Annotated in this window: 12 protein-coding genes; 2 read left to right on the top strand and 10 right to left on the bottom strand. The window is 50.6% G+C overall.

The window, feature by feature from the left end:
* Window positions 1–43: 43 nt before the first annotated feature.
* The 6 genes from nuoF to lrhA form a co-directional block, all read right to left on the bottom strand.
* Window positions 44–1,381 (bottom strand): NADH-quinone oxidoreductase subunit NuoF, encoded by a 1,338-nt coding sequence (gene nuoF, locus AACU19_RS01505; protein WP_001533500.1) that lies wholly within the window; start codon window positions 1,379–1,381, stop codon window positions 44–46.
* Window positions 1,378–1,878, bottom strand: coding sequence for an NADH-quinone oxidoreductase subunit NuoE (gene nuoE / locus AACU19_RS01500; RefSeq protein ID WP_000545042.1), 501 nt, complete (start codon window positions 1,876–1,878; stop codon window positions 1,378–1,380). The genes nuoF and nuoE overlap by 4 nt, the downstream gene beginning before the upstream one ends.
* Window positions 1,879–1,880: 2 nt before the next feature.
* Window positions 1,881–3,683 carry an NADH-quinone oxidoreductase subunit C/D gene (gene nuoC, locus AACU19_RS01495; RefSeq protein WP_000247878.1) on the bottom strand — a complete coding sequence of 601 codons (1,803 nt, stop codon included), beginning with the start codon at window positions 3,681–3,683 and terminating at the stop codon, window positions 1,881–1,883.
* 93 nt (window positions 3,684–3,776) lie between these two features.
* Window positions 3,777–4,439, bottom strand: coding sequence for an NADH-quinone oxidoreductase subunit NuoB (gene nuoB, locus AACU19_RS01490; RefSeq protein WP_000386733.1), 663 nt, complete (start codon window positions 4,437–4,439; stop codon window positions 3,777–3,779).
* A 15-nt stretch (window positions 4,440–4,454) separates the two neighbouring features.
* On the bottom strand, window positions 4,455–4,898 hold the full coding sequence (nuoA, locus tag AACU19_RS01485; RefSeq protein ID WP_000062997.1) for an NADH-quinone oxidoreductase subunit NuoA: 444 nt from the start codon (window positions 4,896–4,898) through the stop codon (window positions 4,455–4,457).
* A 629-nt stretch (window positions 4,899–5,527) separates the two neighbouring features.
* Window positions 5,528–6,466 (bottom strand): transcriptional regulator LrhA, encoded by a 939-nt coding sequence (gene lrhA / locus AACU19_RS01480; RefSeq protein ID WP_000622290.1) that lies wholly within the window; start codon window positions 6,464–6,466, stop codon window positions 5,528–5,530.
* A 919-nt stretch (window positions 6,467–7,385) separates the two neighbouring features.
* Here lrhA and alaA point away from each other — a divergent pair.
* Together alaA and yfbR are read left to right on the top strand one after the other, a co-directional pair.
* On the top strand, window positions 7,386–8,603 hold the full coding sequence (gene alaA, locus AACU19_RS01475) for an alanine transaminase AlaA (protein WP_105277984.1): 1,218 nt from the start codon (window positions 7,386–7,388) through the stop codon (window positions 8,601–8,603).
* Window positions 8,604–8,686: 83 nt separating this feature from the next.
* On the top strand, window positions 8,687–9,286 hold the full coding sequence (gene yfbR / locus AACU19_RS01470) for a 5'-deoxynucleotidase (RefSeq protein ID WP_000813868.1): 600 nt from the start codon (window positions 8,687–8,689) through the stop codon (window positions 9,284–9,286).
* Between the two features lie 58 nt (window positions 9,287–9,344).
* On the opposite strand, the gene AACU19_RS01465 is transcribed toward yfbR, so the two are convergent.
* From AACU19_RS01465 to yfbV, 4 genes are all read right to left on the bottom strand, one after another.
* Window positions 9,345–11,177: an SLC13 family permease gene (locus AACU19_RS01465; protein WP_001012899.1), complete on the bottom strand. Its 1,833-nt coding sequence runs from the start codon at window positions 11,175–11,177 to the stop codon at window positions 9,345–9,347.
* Between the two features lie 86 nt (window positions 11,178–11,263).
* Window positions 11,264–11,914, bottom strand: coding sequence for a hexitol phosphatase HxpA (gene hxpA, locus AACU19_RS01460; RefSeq protein ID WP_001203412.1), 651 nt, complete (start codon window positions 11,912–11,914; stop codon window positions 11,264–11,266).
* Between the two features lie 10 nt (window positions 11,915–11,924).
* Complete coding sequence (locus AACU19_RS01455) at window positions 11,925–12,419, bottom strand: YfbU family protein (protein ID WP_000426124.1); 495 nt, start codon at window positions 12,417–12,419, stop codon at window positions 11,925–11,927.
* 82 nt (window positions 12,420–12,501) lie between these two features.
* On the bottom strand, window positions 12,502–12,957 hold the full coding sequence (gene yfbV, locus AACU19_RS01450) for a terminus macrodomain insulation protein YfbV (RefSeq protein WP_000106627.1): 456 nt from the start codon (window positions 12,955–12,957) through the stop codon (window positions 12,502–12,504).
* Between the last annotated feature and the right edge of the window lie 43 nt (window positions 12,958–13,000).

Below are 13,000 nucleotides of genomic sequence, written 5' to 3'. Positions count from 1 at the left end.
TCCAGTTTTCTCAGTCAGAGACTGAGCGTTAATCGAAATTCGGTTACCAGCGCTCTTTCAGCAGGTTCGGCTGAATCCCATTAATCAAATGGGTATTGCTGAACGGCTGTTTGATTCCCGCCTCAAATTCTTCGCGGAAATATTTGATGGCGCTCTGTAACGGCTCCACTGCACCAGGTGCGTGGGCACAGAAAGTTTTACCCGGACCCAAGAATCGACACAGTTGCTCAAGTGTTTCGATATCGCCCGGCTGACCTTCGCCACGCTCCAGCGCGCGCAGAATTTTCACGCTCCACGGCAAACCGTCGCGGCACGGCGTACACCAGCCGCAGGACTCACGGGCGAAAAACTCTTCCAGGTTTCGTACCAGCGACACCATGTTGATCTCGTGATCAACCGCCATCGCCAGCGCCGTACCCAAACGGCTGCCCGCTTTACCGATACTTTCGAATTCCATCGGCAGGTCAAGGTGCGCTTCGGTCAGGAAGTCAGTACCCGCACCGCCTGGCTGCCAGGCTTTGAATTTCAGGCCGTCACGCATACCACCAGCGTAATCTTCGAGGATCTCGCGCGCGGTAGTACCAAACGGCAGCTCCCACAGACCCGGATTTTTCACCCGACCGGAGAAGCCCATCAGCTTGGTGCCAGCATCTTTGCTTTTCGAGATGTTCTGATACCACTCCACGCCGTTAGCGAGGATCGCCGGAACGTTACACAGGGTTTCGACGTTGTTGACACAGGTCGGTTTGCCCCAAACGCCAGAGGTTGCCGGGAAGGGGGGCTTCGAGCGTGGGTTAGCGCGACGCCCTTCCAGGGAGTTGATTAACGCTGTTTCTTCCCCGCAGATGTAGCGCCCTGCCCCGGTATGGACGAACAGTTCGAAATCGAAACCTGTTCCCATAATGTTTTTGCCAAGCAGACCCGCTTCGGTCGCTTCGGCAATGGCGCGGCGCAGATTCACTGCCGCTTCAATATATTCGCCACGCAGGAAGATGTAGCCACGGTAAGCTTTCAGCGCAAACGCGGAGATAAGCATACCTTCCACCAGCAGGTGCGGCAGTTGCTCCATCAGCAGGCGGTCTTTATAGGTGCCCGGCTCCATTTCATCAGCGTTACACAGCAGGTAACGGATATTCATGGATTCGTCTTTCGGCATCAGGCTCCACTTCAGACCAGTCGAAAAGCCCGCACCGCCGCGCCCTTTCAGACCAGAGTCTTTTACCTGATTAACGATTTCGTCCGGAGACAGCCCGGTCAGCGCCTTACGCGCGCCTTCATAACCGTTTTTGCTGCGATATTCGTCCAGCCACACTGGCTGTTTGTCATCACGCAGACGCCAGGTCAGCGGATGCGTTTCGGGAGTACGGATAATGTTTTTCATTTATACCGCTCCAGCAGTTCAGGAATCGCTTCCGGGGTCAGATGCGCGTGAGTGTCCTCATCGATCATCATGTTTGGCCCTTTGTCGCAGTTCCCCAGGCAGCAAGTTGGCAGCAGCGTAAAGCGACCGTCAAACGTCGTTTGCCCTGGTTTGATGTTCAGTTTTTTCTCCAGCGCCGCCTGAATGCCCTGGTAACCGTTAATGTGACAGACCACGCTGTCGCAATAACGGATCACATGGCGACCAACCGGCTGGCGGAAGATCTGGCTGTAGAAAGTAGCCACGCCTTCGACATCACTTGCGGGAATACCCAGAACGTCAGCGATCGCGTGGATCGCGCCGTCTGGCACCCATCCACGCTGTTTCTGAACGATTTTCAGCGCTTCAATGGACGCCGCACGCGGGTCTTCGTAGTGGTGCATCTCGTGCTCAATCGCTTCACGCTCAGCCGCACTCAGCTCAAAAGCCTCGGTTTGTGGTTGTTGATTCTCGTGCATAATTAGCGGTCCACATCTGACATAACAAAATCGATACTGCCCAGATAAACAATCAGGTCAGACACCAGGCTGCCGCGGATCGCCGCCGGAATTTGCTGCAAATGCGCATAACTCGGCGTACGGATACGGGTGCGATAACTCATGGTGCTGCCGTCGCTGGTCAGGTAGTAACTGTTGATCCCTTTGGTCGCCTCAATCATCTGGAAAGATTCATTGGCAGGCATCACCGGCCCCCACGACACTTGCAGGAAGTGGGTGATCAGGGTTTCGATATGTTGCAGCGTGCGCTCTTTCGGCGGCGGCGTGGTCAGCGGGTGATCCGCTTTGAACGGGCCTTCCGGCATGTTGTTGAGGCACTGCTCAAGAATGCGCAGACTCTGACGCAATTCTTCCACTTTCAGCATTACGCGGGTGTAGCAGTCAGAAACACCACCACCAACCGGGATTTCAAAGTCGAAGTTTTCGTAGCCAGAATAAGGGCGCGCCTTACGCACATCGAAGTCAATCCCGGTAGCGCGCAAACCAGCACCGGTGGTGCCCCACTCCAGCGCCTCTTTCGCGCCGTAGGCGGCTACGCCCTGGGAACGGCCTTTCAAAATGGTGTTTTGCAGCGCCGCTTTCTCATAAGACGCCAGACGTTTCGGCATCCAGTCGAGGAACTCACGCAGCAGGCGATCCCAGCCACGCGGCAGGTCGTGCGCTACGCCGCCAATACGGAACCACGCCGGGTGCATACGAAAACCAGTGATCGCTTCCACCAGATCGTAGATTTTCTGACGATCGGTAAAAGCGAAGAACACTGGCGTCATCGCACCGACGTCCTGAATAAAGGTCGAGATGTACAGCAGATGGCTGTTAATGCGGAACAGTTCGGAGAGCATTACGCGGATCACGTTAACGCGATCTGGTACGGTGATCCCGGCCAGTTTCTCTACCGCGAGTACATACGGCATCTCGTTAACACAGCCACCGAGATATTCGATACGGTCGGTATACGGAATGTAGCTGTGCCATGACTGGCGCTCGCCCATTTTCTCCGCACCACGATGGTGGTAACCGATGTCTGGTACGCAGTCGACAATCTCTTCGCCATCGAGTTGCAAAACGATACGGAAAGCACCGTGCGCCGACGGGTGGTTCGGACCGAGGTTGAGGAACATGAAGTCTTCATTTTCGGTGCCACGCTTCATCCCCCACTCTTCCGGTTTGAAGGTCAGGGCTTCCATCTCCAGATCCTGTTTGGCTTTGGTCAGCTCAAACGGCGAGAATTCGGTAGCGCGCGCCGGGTAATCTTTACGCAGCGGGTGACCTTTCCAGGTTTGCGGCATCATGATGCGGCGCAAATTGGGGTGACCGTCGAAAGTAATGCCAAACAGATCCCAGGTTTCACGCTCATACCAGTTAGCGTTCGGGAACAGCTTGGTGAAGGTCGGTACGTGCAGGTCGTTTTCTGCCAGCGCCACCTTCAGCATGATGTCGCGGTTACGATCAATAGAAATCAGATGGTAGAAAACGGAAAAATCCGCGGCAGGTAACCCTTCGCGGTGTGTGCGCAGACGTTCGTCCATGCCGTGTAAGTCAAACAGCATGACGTAAGGTTTCGGCAGTTTCTTTAAGAAATCACCCACTTCCAGTAATTGTTCACGCTTGATCCACACAACGGGAACCCCGGTGCGAGTCGCCTGAACAGTAAAGGCATCCGGCCCAAAACGGTTGCGCAGTTCGCCAATCACCGGATCATCAAGATGATCGCGGGTCTGCCAGGCGGGTTCTTGCGCGGTTAAGTCGGTCATATTGTTCACCATTGCAAATGGTCCGTGGTGACTGTCGGCGCAGTAAGCTTCGCGAAATAGATTTAGGAATAAGCGAAGAAAAATCCCTTTGCCGACAGGCGCAAATTAAATCTCGTCAGGTGTACGCAGGTTGGTAACGGCAATGCGTTCACCGCGCTTGCGTTCGCGCTCTGATTGCATGTTGGCGCGATAAACGCCCTGATCGCCAACCACCCATGAGAGCGGACGACGTTCTTTGCCGATAGATTCCTGCAACAGCATCAATGCCTGCATGTACGCTTCAGGACGTGGCGGGCAGCCCGGGATATACACATCAACCGGGATGAATTTATCGACGCCCTGCACAACGGAATAAATATCGTACATACCGCCAGAGTTGGCACAGGCCCCCATTGAGATAACCCATTTTGGTTCCAGCATCTGGTCATACAGACGCTGAATAACCGGTGCCATTTTGGTAAAGCAGGTTCCTGCAACCACCATCAGGTCAGCCTGACGCGGCGAAGCACGCAATACTTCTGCGCCAAAACGTGCCACGTCATGCACCGCGGTAAACGAAGTCACCATCTCAACGTAACAGCAGGAAAGACCGAAGTTATACGGCCAAATTGAGTTTTTACGACCCCAGTTAACCATGTCATTGAGCTTGCCCATAAACACGTTTTTGTTAACTTCTTGCTCCAGAGGGTCGGTTACGATCTCCTGCTTTTGCAGGGGGTAACGGTCGTTCTCACCGTTGGGATCTATGCGGGTGAGCGTATAATCCATCTTAATGCCTCGCGGTTAGCGTTGACGATTAGCGATACTGTTCGTTTCCGGGTTCATACGCTCGCGGCGTGAACGCGCGGGCGTCCAGTCCAGCGCGCCAATACGCACCAGATAAACCAGACCTGCCAGTAACACAAAAATAAAAATTGCAGCTTCCACAAAGCCTACCCAGCCGCTTTCGCGGATAGAAGTTGACCATGCGAACAGATACAGCGCTTCAACGTCGAAGATAACGAAGAACATGGCCACCAGATAAAACTTGGCGGACAGGCGTAAGCGGGCGGAGCCGACCGAGTCGATACCGGATTCAAACGGAACGTTTTTCGACCTCGCGCGTGCGCGACCGCCTAAAAACCAACCGCCTACCAGCATCAGGCAACACAGGCCAATGGCAACGATAAGAAAGATAGCGAATGCCCAGTGATGAGCGATGACTTCAGTGGATGTTGACATACTCATTGCTTACTCATCAAAAGTAGCGCCAGATTCACTGCTCTTCACGGCAGATGGACGCCACATCGATTCATGGGGAGGAATAAAAAAAACCTTACAATCACTGTAGAAACTCTTTTATACAGCTAATTGATGTGGTCTTTTACTCCTTTCTATAACCTTTTGTCAACTTTAACAAAAGTTTCTTCACATTAGTTTACATAATATCAACACCATTAGCATTTAATGCCCTTTCACCCCAGATCCTTGACGACTCCAGGATAATTAGATGTTGTTGAATCGTGTCCGTTGTGAAGCAATGGAAAAAATACGGGTCTATTTTGACAGGAATTTGTGTCGATTCCTCCCCCCAAAAGAGAGTATTTTCTTGATCTGTGACACGCTTTTGTCATTCCATAACAAAAACGCAGCAATAAATTTACGTATTTTTTAACATCATTGTAGCAGGTGATTTTTTTCAGGCGATTATTTGTGCGTTCGGGATGTGAATCTCTGGTGATTGAAAAATGAACAGTTTTGTGCGTTCTGCACGATACGAGGAAGGCTTTTTACTAAAAAAAAGCCGCTGGGGTTTAAAACACCCCCAGCGGCTCGTTTTTACACTATTGTCTTAGAAATTATCTATGGTCCGTCGATTACTCGATATCCCTTTCAATTAACAATGAGTCATCGCCTTCCGGAGCAGACATTGGGCTGTATTGCCACGGATTATGGTAGCTCTCCATCGCCTGATAAATCACCTGAGCCAGCTCATTATTACTGGACGGGTCATAGCACAACAAATATTCGGTATCGGGTAGCGGCGGTAAGCCATCTACCCCACTCAGCACACGCAGATCAGGACTCATCATCTCGACCGGCCTTGCTGTCACACCAAGACCGGCTTTCACTGCCGCACGAACGGCCGGAAGCGTCGAGGCGACATAAGCCAGTCGCCATGGAATATCTGCTTTATTAAGCGTCGCCAGCACCATATCGCGAAACGGGCTAGGATCATCCAGCAATACAAGAGGGATCGGCTCGCCTTTTTGCAATACGTATTCCGCTGCGCAGTACCAGTGTGTTGGCGAGGTACGCAGGTTCAATGCCTTAAACGTTGAAGGACGATGGGTGGTTACCATCAAATCCACTTCCTGGGATTCCAGCATTTCTGCCATATAGGCATTACGTTTAACGCGGACATCCAGCGCTAGTTTCGGATAAACCGAACTCACGCGATTTAACAGGAAAGGTAAGATCGTATCGGCAGATTCATCTGAAGCACCGATAGTTAACACGCCCTGAAGATTGCTGAACATTAATGATGAGCAGGCCTCATCATTAAAACGCAGGATTTTCCTGGCGTAACCAAGAAGTTGAATGCCATGTTCAGTTAACAGTTTGTTGCGACCGTGACGAGCGAACAGTTCTTTCCCAACGAGTTGTTCCAGACGCTGCATTTGCTGACTTACGGCGGACTGAGTACGACACACAGCGGCAGCTGCGGCAGCAAAAGTGTTCAGATCGGCAACAGCAACAAATGTTCTCAGCAGATCGAGGTCGAGGTTAATTATCGGACGATTTGCACTTATCATATATTATCACTTACTGGCGGCTCGTACTGAGCTGGTTAATGCTGTGCACACACAAACAAGCAATTCCATTTGTAATGTGCCTCCCTGGCAGTTTCATCCGGAACCCGGACGAAAGTAAAAATGCATATGAGTTGCACTAAAAAAGCGACTCACATTGTTCCGTTATAATGCCTGAAGTAGATCACAGAATATATCTTCAGGAATCGCATATCTATTAAGTTACTCACTCTTTTGTATTTATGACATGCGCGTGTTTGTATAAATGTAAATGTGAGTCCTTGTTCCACTCTCGTGCAGCATCGCTGGTCATACGCGAACACGTACAAACAGCAATGGTGAGGCGGCATCAAGAGCAGGGATCCGTCATTTATGCGAGCATTTTACCCCAAAAACCTTTTATTTATAAGGGTCATTGCGAATTATCTGATGCAAAGTTATGTTATGTTAGGCAAAGTAATCTTCTATTATTAATAAGCACAACAAAACCTTTTTGAATATTAAATAATAATTAATTAGCATCATCCTCATTCATTAATCCCGCTTAACAATAGTTTCACACCTTGCACCCATTACGACACCTCGGAAATCATCACGCTGTTAAACTCTCCGTAATGCGGAAATATCATCATCACGATTCATTAGTGAATTCTTAAACGAGGCATTTTCAAACAATTATCTTACAGATAAAAAAACCACACCCACAATTAAGAATCAGAACAATTAACTACATAACATTAATTATTAAGCATATACACCTAATTATTTTGCCATTATTAAGTTATTAACAGCACAATCAAGCCTTCCCCTCTGGCAAAATCTTATTCTGCAGACCTTCAAAACGCCGTCCTGGGGGAGTACATTGTTCTAAGCTGACTTCCACGGCAGGGAGTGGCGATAACAGCAAAAAAGGTCAAGATTCATGTCCCCCATTGAAAAATCCAGCAAATTAGAGAATGTCTGTTACGACATCCGTGGTCCGGTGCTGAAAGAAGCAAAACGCCTGGAAGAAGAAGGTAACAAGGTACTGAAACTGAACATCGGCAATCCTGCCCCGTTCGGTTTTGACGCGCCAGATGAAATCCTCGTTGACGTGATTCGCAACCTGCCTACCGCTCAAGGGTATTGCGATTCCAAAGGGCTTTACTCCGCGCGTAAAGCCATCATGCAGCACTACCAGGCTCGTGGCATGCGTGATGTTACCGTGGAAGATATTTACATCGGCAATGGTGTATCGGAGCTTATCGTTCAGGCAATGCAGGCATTGCTGAACAGCGGGGACGAAATGTTGGTTCCTGCACCTGATTACCCACTATGGACCGCGGCGGTTTCGCTCTCCAGCGGTAAAGCGGTGCATTATCTTTGCGATGAATCCTCTGACTGGTTCCCGGACCTTGATGATATTCGCGCTAAAATTACGCCTCGTACGCGTGGGATCGTTATTATCAACCCAAATAACCCAACCGGCGCGGTATATTCCAAAGAGCTTTTAATGGAGATAGTGGAGATTGCACGTCAGCATAATCTCATTATCTTCGCCGATGAAATTTATGACAAAATTCTCTACGACGACGCTGAGCATCACTCAATTGCGCCGCTGGCACCTGATCTGCTGACCATTACCTTTAACGGATTGTCGAAAACGTACCGCGTTGCAGGCTTCCGTCAGGGGTGGATGGTGTTGAACGGGCCGAAAAAACACGCCAAAGGTTACATCGAAGGTCTGGAAATGCTGGCTTCAATGCGCCTGTGTGCTAACGTTCCTGCGCAACACGCCATTCAGACCGCACTAGGCGGTTATCAGAGCATCAGTGAATTTATTACTCCCGGCGGGCGTCTTTATGAGCAGCGTAACCGCGCGTGGGAATTGATCAACGACATTCCGGGCGTTTCCTGTGTGAAACCGCGCGGTGCGCTGTATATGTTCCCGAAAATCCACGCTAAACGCTTTAACATTCACGACGACCAGAAAATGGTGCTGGATTTCCTGTTGCAGGAAAAAGTCCTGCTGGTTCAAGGGACAGCATTCAACTGGCCGTGGCCGGATCACTTCCGCATTGTCACGCTACCACGTGTTGATGATATCGAGCTGTCTTTGAGTAAGTTCGCGCGTTTCCTTTCTGGTTATCATCAGCTGTAATCTTAATTTCACTGCCGGAGATTGCATCCGGCAGTGTTATCCCGCCACAATGACCTGATGATGTCATCATACGTAAGGTCACTATGAAACAGAGCCATTTTTTTGCCCATCTCTCCCGCCTGAAACTCATTAACCGCTGGCCACTAATGCGCAACGTGCGGACGGAAAATGTGTCCGAACACAGTTTGCAGGTAGCGATGGTCGCCCATGCGCTGGCAGCTATCAAAAATCGTAAATTTGGCGGTAATGTCAACGCCGAACGTATCGCTTTACTGGCGATGTACCACGATGTCTCAGAAGTTCTCACCGGCGATCTCCCTACTCCGGTGAAATACTTCAATTCGCAAATCGCTCAGGAATACAAGGCTATTGAAAAAATCGCTCAGCAAAAACTGGTCGATATGGTTCCGGAAGAGCTGAGGGATATCTTTGCGCCGTTAATTGACGAGCATGCATACAGCGATGAAGAGAAATCTCTGGTGAAACAGGCAGATGCACTGTGTGCATATCTGAAATGTCTGGAAGAACTCGCGGCGGGAAATAATGAATTCTTGCTGGCAAAAACGCGACTGGAAGCGACGCTTGAAGCGCGCCGCAGCCAGGAGATGGACTACTTCATGGAAGTCTTTGTTCCCAGCTTCCATCTTTCGCTCGATGAGATTAGCCAGGATTCACCGCTGTAAGCAGCCGGAGTCTGCGTCGCATCAGGCAATAAGCGCCGGATGCGACATCAGGCTCTTGTCAAAACGGAAACAGCATCGGGATCATCACCACACAAACCGCCATCACGATAATGGTGAACGGTACCCCCAACTTCACAAAGTCACTGAAGCTGTAATTTCCCGGGCCTAAAACCAGTGTGTTAACAGGTGAAGAAACCGGTGTCATAAAGGCGGCGGATGCTGCCATCGCCACGACCATCGCAAATGGATAAGGCGACACACCCATCGTTTTGGCAGCAGCCAGCGCAATCGGAGCCATCAACACCGCCGTTGCGGTATTAGAGATAAATAGCCCAATAACCGCCGACAAGACAAACAAACAACCCAGCATCATATGTGGCCCGTAACCGCCGCCAATGTCCATCAGCCCTTTCACCGCCAGCGCGACACCTCCCGTTTTCTGTAATGCCACAGCAAACGGCATCATCCCAACGATCAAAATAATGCTCGGCCAGTGAATGGATTTATAGGCGCTTTCAGCATCGATACAACGGAATTTCCCCATCAGCAGGCAGGCGATGATAGCGGCAACAGGATTAGGGATTTCATCGGTAAGCATTAACGCTACCATCAACACCAGGCAAAAAATGGCATGAGGTGCCTGACTGTGTGCTGGCGATGCTTCACTCACTTCTTCTGGTAAGTTCAGCGCCACAAAGTCACGCCCCTGTTTTGCCAGCATACCGATCAGTTTCCAGTTACCGACAACCAGGATGATATCGCCCAGCAGCAGAGGCTCATCCGCCAGCGAACCTTCCAGCGCCACGCCATTGCGCTTTAGCCCCACCACATTCAGTCCGTAACGGGTACGAAAACCAATTTCGCGCACCGATTTGCCAATAAGTTCTGACTCAGGAATTAATGAAATCTCTGCCATGCCCACATCAAGGGCTTGATCAGAAAAATACTCGCCGCGCAGTACCATCGGCTCCAGCAATTGCTCACTACAGAATTGCCGGAGATCGACATCAGCCGCAGACATATCAATAAGTAAAACGTCACGCGCGCGAAATTCAGAAACCCCGTTAACATTCACGATAACGCGACGAAAACGCCGCCAGCGTTCAACACCGATGACGTTAGCACCATAACGCTCACGTAATTTGAGATCATCCAGCCGTTGACCAATCATTGGCGAACCGGGGCGAATAGCCAGGCGACGCGCACGCCCGGTAAGTCGATATTCACGGATAAGATCGCGAAAAGTTCGACGCGTCCAGCCTTCGCGTTGCGGAGTTTGGGTATCCCCTTTCAGCATGAAACGCATCACTAACATATACAAAATACCCAGCACCAGCACGACCAGGCCAATAGGTGTTACGCTAAAGAAACTAAAACCATGATAGCCTTCACGCAGCAATTCACTGTTGACTACCAGGTTCGGCGGCGTCGCCACCAGCGTCATCATGCCGCTTATCAGCCCGGCAAAACTTAACGGCATCATCAGGCGCGACGGCGACGTTTGCATACGCATGGCAACGCTTAACACCACGGGAATAAAGATAGCGACAACGCCGGTTGAACTCATAAACGCGCCAAGCCCCGCGACGGTCAGCATCAACAAAACCAACATTTTGATTTCACTGTTGCCTGCCACTTTGACCAGCCATGTCCCCATTACGGTGGCAACACCGGTACGGACCAAACCATCGCCAATAATGAACAAGGCGGCAATCAGGACAACGTTAGGATCGGAAAAGCCGGAAAATACTTCGGGGACCGTCAGCGTTCCGCTTAATGCAAACGCGACAATAACAAACAAAGCGACCGCATCCATACGCACTCTGCCCGTCGCAAACAAGACGATGGCAACGGCCAGTAATGAAAGAACCCAAATCAATTCACCGTTCACAACTTATCCTTGTTAATTGAGGGGGATGACTTGATTCTGCCATAAAAAAGCCCCGACGAGACGGGGCTAAATCATGATCAGGTGTTTCACTGAATAATAACATCGCCATTTGGCTGTTTGGTCACAGTAATTTGCTCCAGACTGTGGAGGACCAAATCGACCTCATTCAGGCGCGGGGTATCTGTCGGAGCGTTAACTGCAATCACATGGCAACCCGCGGCCAGGCCGGAAAGCACGCCAGCGGGAGCATCTTCCACCACCACACACTCTTGCGGCGCAAGCCCCAACAATTGCGCGCCTAAGAGATACGCATCAGGCTCTGGTTTTCCGCGCTTCACCCGCTCAGCGGTCACAAACACCTCTGGCGCGGGAAGTCCGGCTATTTTGTGGCGCGCTCGCGCTACGGGCATGGAGCCAGACGTCACAATGGCCCATGGAATCCCCACTTTATTCAGATGATTGAGTAAAGCGACTGCCCCCGGAAGTGCGGTAATACCTTCGGTTTCCGTGGCCTCGATTTGCTCCAGACGCGTAAATTCGGCAGCAATGTCTGCCTCGGATTTGCCCACCATAAAATGGCGCAAAGAGGTGATGGCCTGTTTACCGTGAATGAAAGCCAGCACCTCTTCCGGCGCTAACCCATGACGTCTGGCCCAGTTGCTCCACGCCCGTTCTACCGCAGGCAGGGAGTCCACCAGCGTTCCATCAAGATCAAACAGAAAACCTTTGCACCGCACATGGGCCTCCTCAGGCGTTGATAATTTGATTAATTTCGTTAGCACTCAGATGGTACTGACGCGGGCAGGCATGCCACACATTAAGCATACGCTGATATTTTTCCCACATTGGCGTCTGGGCGTTAAAACCGTGAGTTCCGGCGTCAAAATGGGTATAGCGCCCCTCCACGTTAACCATAAAGCGCACATAACCGAGGTAACGTGCTTCAGTGGCGGCGTCAAAGCCAAGGAAGGTGACACGACGTTCATCGATGGATTGCTGGTCCTGCAAATTAGACCAGGAAACATGCAACGCATGATACATCTCCATAATGTCGATGATAGTGCGGCAGGTTTCTTCTTTCAGCTCGCCAAACTCGCGATCCAGTTCACGCATCTGTAATCCATAACCACGCTCAATGATTGTTTGCAGGCGACGGTAACGTTCAGCATTTGCCGGATCAAGCATAGTCATCATTTTGTACTGGTTAGACAAAATAAGACGTTGCGCGTTGGTCATTTCCATTGTTGACTCCTGTATCACTCTACTACGGTGAAAAAAAAGAAGGCTGAGTTTGCCTTCTTTTATATGCGTAATCAGGGGTCAATTACAAATCATCAAGGAAAGTTTTATCCAGTTGTTTGAAGGCGCGCTTAAGCGTGTCAGCTAATGCCTGGTAATCAGGCTTGCCTTCAACGGGTGCCAACACCTGTCCAGACTCTTGCAATTTACCGCGAACTTCATAAAACCAGTTAAGGATTGCAGGAGGTAATGGCGTTACAGAACGCTTGCCCAGCCACCATAGTCCTTGCATGGGTAAACTTAAGGCGAACAGCGCAGTGGCAACTGCCGGGCCCAGCTGACCGCCCAGGGCAATCTGCCAGCAGAGAGTAAATACGGCGATTGGCGGCATAAAACGGATCGCATAGCGCGTCATCTTGATAACGCGATTTTCGACAAAGACCGGGGCAAGGCGTTTTTCCAGCGGCCACGTCTTTGAGTAATGCTGTCCCCGGCGAAACAAGCTAAAAAAATTAACAGAACGATTATCCGGCGTTGACATGCTTCACCTCAACTTCACATATAAAGATTCAAAAATTTGTGCA

The sequence above is a fragment of the Escherichia sp. MOD1-EC4550 genome (assembly GCF_963876935.1).
GTDB lineage: Bacteria > Pseudomonadota > Gammaproteobacteria > Enterobacterales > Enterobacteriaceae > Escherichia > Escherichia coli_F.
Note: the sequence above shows the minus strand (reverse complement) of the source record. Positions and strands in the feature narration are given on the sequence as shown.

Excerpts from the sequence above, each read along its gene's own strand:
- nuoF (WP_001533500.1), bottom strand. The coding sequence starts at position 1,381 with ATGAAAAACATTATCCGTACTCCCGAAACGCATCCGCTGACCTGGCGT.
- nuoE (WP_000545042.1), bottom strand. The coding sequence starts at position 1,878 with ATGCACGAGAATCAACAACCACAAACCGAGGCTTTTGAGCTGAGTGCG.
- nuoC (WP_000247878.1), bottom strand. The coding sequence starts at position 3,683 with ATGGTGAACAATATGACCGACTTAACCGCGCAAGAACCCGCCTGGCAG.
- nuoB (WP_000386733.1), bottom strand. The coding sequence starts at position 4,439 with ATGGATTATACGCTCACCCGCATAGATCCCAACGGTGAGAACGACCGT.
- nuoA (WP_000062997.1), bottom strand. The coding sequence starts at position 4,898 with ATGAGTATGTCAACATCCACTGAAGTCATCGCTCATCACTGGGCATTC.
- lrhA (WP_000622290.1), bottom strand. The coding sequence starts at position 6,466 with ATGATAAGTGCAAATCGTCCGATAATTAACCTCGACCTCGATCTGCTG.
- alaA (WP_105277984.1), top strand. The coding sequence starts at position 7,386 with ATGTCCCCCATTGAAAAATCCAGCAAATTAGAGAATGTCTGTTACGAC.
- yfbR (WP_000813868.1), top strand. The coding sequence starts at position 8,687 with ATGAAACAGAGCCATTTTTTTGCCCATCTCTCCCGCCTGAAACTCATT.
- AACU19_RS01455 (WP_000426124.1), bottom strand. The coding sequence starts at position 12,419 with ATGGAAATGACCAACGCGCAACGTCTTATTTTGTCTAACCAGTACAAA.
- yfbV (WP_000106627.1), bottom strand. The coding sequence starts at position 12,957 with ATGTCAACGCCGGATAATCGTTCTGTTAATTTTTTTAGCTTGTTTCGC.